This window comes from Actinomadura sp. NPDC048032, assembly GCF_040653175.1.
Lineage (GTDB): Bacteria > Actinomycetota > Actinomycetes > Streptosporangiales > Streptosporangiaceae > Spirillospora > Spirillospora verrucosospora.
In genome coordinates this window covers 1-3,864 of the sequence record NZ_JBEZJP010000587.1, presented here as the reverse complement: position 1 = coordinate 3,864, position 3,864 = coordinate 1, and the positions used below count along the sequence as shown (strand labels likewise).

The 3,864-nt window shown below is 71.0% G+C and carries 2 protein-coding genes; both read right to left on the bottom strand.

Annotation, left to right across the window (positions count from 1 at the left end; genetic code table 11):
- Nucleotides 1–34: 34 nt before the first annotated feature.
- On the bottom strand, nt 35–2,851 hold the full coding sequence (locus tag AB0C69_RS39425) for a sugar-binding domain-containing protein (RefSeq protein WP_360361342.1): 2,817 nt from the start codon (nt 2,849–2,851) through the stop codon (nt 35–37).
- Nucleotides 2,852–3,017: 166 nt separating this feature from the next.
- A partial coding sequence (locus tag AB0C69_RS39420) for an RNA polymerase sigma-70 factor (RefSeq protein WP_360361339.1) occupies nt 3,018–3,864 on the bottom strand: 847 nt, incomplete at its 5' end.

The window sequence follows — 3,864 nt, the reverse complement described above, 5'->3', positions numbered from 1 at the left end:
GGGCGGGGGCCCCGTCCGGCCTTCGTTCTGCCGGTCAGCCGGCGTGGCGGGTCTGAGTGGGGACGTTGAAGCCGTTGACGCGGACGTCGGGCTTGGCGGACGTGGCGGCGTAACGGGCGGTGATGGTCTGCTCCTCGCCGGGCCAGAGCGTGACGTCGTTGTCGCTCCAGCGGATCGGCAGCACCTGCTTGCCGCCCGCGAACAGGTCGGCCCGGGTGAACAGGGCGGGGGTGCCGCCGTGGCCGACGTTGCGGACGGTCACGCTCGTCACCATCTCGCGGCCCTCGCGGTGGGTGGCGGCCTCGACCTTGATGTCGGCGGACCCGAGCGAACGCAGGCCGGTCAGGTCGGCGTAGCCGTCCTTCTGGAAGACCGCGAACCCGTTGGACGGGGTGTACTGGCCGGGCGCGTGCGTCTTCGGCCAGTCGACCTTGTCGGCCTTCGTCGACAGCCAGTACACGTTGCGGCTGACGACCTCGGAGCCGCGGGTGAGGGTGAGCTTCTCGAAGTAGGTCGTGGAGATCCCGGCCGGGACCTTCGGGCGCAGCACCGTCCGGACGTCCTGGCTGCCCAGCGCCCCGACGGGCGCGGTGGCGGTGGCGCGGACCTTACCGTCGAGGTCGATGATCTGGGCGGTGGCGCGCAGGCCGTCCTGCCGGGCGCCGGTCAGGTTGGCGACCTTGACGGAGCCGTCGTCGTAGGAGTACATGACGTGAAGGGGCTCGTTGGCCTTCTTCGCTCCGAAGTAGACGCCCGGCTGGTCGAAGTCGGTGCCGTACATGCTCCACTGGAGCGACGGCCACGCCTTGTTCAGCATCCAGTAGATGATCCCGGTGCTCGGGTTCGCCTTGTCGGTGGAGTTGCCGACGTACGACTCGAACTGCGCGCGGGTGACCTCGTACTGACCGAGCTGGACGGTCTTCTGGTAGGAGGCGGCGTCCTTCCAGGGGCCGTACCGGTGCCACAGCGGGGTGTTGTAGACGCCCATCCGGGACAGGCGCGTGTAGTCGGAGTAGAAGAACGTGTGGTACATGTCCTGGCCGGCGGTCTGGCCCTGCGCGGTCGCCGGGTCCCAGATCTTCTTCTGCTCGTCCGGGGGGAGGAAGCGGTTCAGCGAGTCCTGCGTCGGGATGGTGTTCCCGGTGCTGACCTCCGTGTCGAACCCCCAGGCGCTGCCGGTCATGCTGAGCGTCGGGTCGTCGGTGTTGACGGTCTCCCGCCTGTTGTTCCACAGGGCGTTGGGCGGGAAGTAGTTGTAGCCGCCCTCCTTGGTTCCGGCGGGGCCGAGCTTGGGCGACGCCTTGTACTCCGCCGCGGCGACCTGCGGGAGCCGGAAGTCGGCCCGCTCGAACGCCTTCAGGTAGAGGGCCTCCTTCTCCGGGTCGGGCGCGTCGTCGCTGCCCTGGAAGAAGGTGAAGACGCTCGGGTGGTCGCGGAGCCGCTCCGCCATCGTGCCCGCCTGGTTGGACGCGTTGGCCTTGACGTCGTCCGACCAGGTCGACGACTTGCCCTCCCAGAGGGCGCAGCACTGCCAGCCCGGCATCGCGAGGACGCCGGCCTTGTCGAGCTGGGCGAACATGTCGTCGGGCGGGAAGTTGCCCTCGAACCGGACCGCGTTCAGGCCCATGTTCCGGATGTAGGAGATCTGGTCGGAGACGTTGGACGGGGAGTAGCGCAGGAAGAGGTCCGGCGACCATCCGGCGCCGCGGATGACCAGCGGCTTGCCGTTGACGATGAACTGCCGGTAGCCGTCCTTGCCGTGGGTCTTGCCGGGGACGGGCTTGGTGAGCCGGGACGTCACCGTCCGGATGCCGAAGTCCTCGGCGGCGGCGCCGGACACCGTTCCGCCCACGGACGCGTTCAGCGCGAGGTGGTACATCGGCTGGGCGCCCATCTGGTATGGCCACCAAACGGCCGGGCGCACCAGGTGCAGGCCGGGGCAGTCCGCCTTGCCGATCGCGACGGTGCGGGTCGCGTGCGCGGGCACCGTGACCGTGGTCTTGCAGGCGATGCGGGCGGAGCCGCGCGTCACCGCGCCGGACACGACCACCCGCTGCGCCGACACGGTGTTGTTGCGCACGTCGGCCTTGACGGTCAGGTCGGCGGTGGACAGGTCGCGGGCGTTGTCCTGCAGGACGTGCAGGTTGCGGACCGAGACCGGGCCCTCCTGGACGATCTGCGGCGCGTACTGGAGCCCCGTGTTCTGGTCGGGCGCCATCGGGTTCCAGTCGACCTGGTTCTGGGTCAGGTACCGCATGGGCGTGTCGAACTTGGTGATGTCGGCGTCGTTGCGGGAGACGTCGAGCGCGATGGCGTTCGCCCCGTCCCGGACGTAGGGCGTGATGTCGTACTCCAGCCGGGCGTAGGAGCCCCGCAGCTGCGCGCCGCCGGCGATCTTCTTGCCGTTGATCCAGAGGTCGGCCTTTCCGGAGACGCCGTTCATCACCAGGAAGGTGCGGCCGCCCTTCCGGGGGTGGACGGTGAGCTGGTCGCGGTACCACCAGTTCACGTCGAACTGCTTGGTCGGGACCTTCGCCATGGTGTCGTCGTGGAAGATGTTCGGGTACCGGCCGTTCTCCAGCAGGCCCGCCATCAGCGTCTGGGGCCGGGACAGCGGCAGCCACCCCTTGGTCGCATAGTCCGGCATGGAGATCTCGGCGCCGGTGTCGTCCGTGTCGGCGGACGATCGGATCGCCCAGCCGGAGGTCAGCTCCGTGGTCCCGGAGGACCGGATCCTCTGGGCGGCGGGCCGGTGCCCGGCGAAGGCGTGGGCCGGCATCGCCGGGGCGAGCGTCCCGGCGAGGGCGAGCGCGGCGCACAGCGCCGTGGTTCGAGTCCTGGACCCGCTCATGTGTCCATCTCCCCTTCGTGCGGCCGGAGCCGGGCGCTTCCCGGGGGCCGATGACACCCATGCTCGGGCCGGAGGGGGCCCTCGGTCCGTAGGGGCAGGACGCCAATGGGGGTAGTGCTAGGCCCACTCCGCGATCTCGGGACGGTGGGCCGTGGACGTTCCGGCCTCAGCGGCTCAGGGCGGTCTCGTGGTCCACGTGCGACAGTTTCTCCGGGTTGCGCACGTGGTACGCGCCGGTGACGCAGCCGCCCTCGACCCGCACCGCCAACACGCCGTCGACCTCGCCGTCGACTCGGACGAGCAGCCCCGGGCCGCCGTTGACCTGCACCAGCTCGACCGACCTCTCGGCGTCGCGCTTCCACCAGCCCGCGGCCAGCAGGCGGGCCACGTTCTCCGCGCCCGAGACGGGCCGCGGCAGGGCGTGCCTCACTCCGCCGCCGTCGCTCAGGGCGACGACGTCCGGTGCGAGGATGTCGAGCAGGTTCTGCAGGTCGCCGGTCTCGACCGCTCGCTGGAAGGCCAGGAGCGCCGCTCGGGTCTCGGCCGGGGAGGCGACGCCGCGCGGCCAGCGCGCGGCCACGTGCGCCCGCGCCCGGTAGGCGAGCTGGCGGACCGCGGCGGGGCTCTTGCCGACGGCGTCGGCGATCTCGTCGTAGCCGAGGCCGAACACCTCGCGCAGCACGAACACCGCCCGCTCGGTCGGCGCGAGGGTCTCCAGCACCAGCAGCATCGCCATCGAGACGCTCTCGGCGAGTTCGACGTCCTCGGCCACGTCGGGCGTGGTCAGCAGCGGCTCGGGCAGCCACGGACCGACGTAGGACTCCTTGCGCCGGCCGAGCGCGCGCAGGCGGTCCAGCGCCTGCCGGGTGACGATCCGCACCAGGTAGGCGCGCTGCTCCCGCACGGTGGCCGTGTCGACGTCCACCCAGCGGAGCCAGGTCTCCTGCAGGACGTCCTCGGCGTCGGCGGCCGAGCCGAGCATCTCCCCGCCGGCTGGTACTGGACGCGCCGCG

Coding starts and splice junctions, on each gene's coding strand:
- AB0C69_RS39425 (WP_360361342.1), bottom strand. CDS start 2,851: ATGAGCGGGTCCAGGACTCGAACCACGGCGCTGTGCGCCGCGCTCGCC.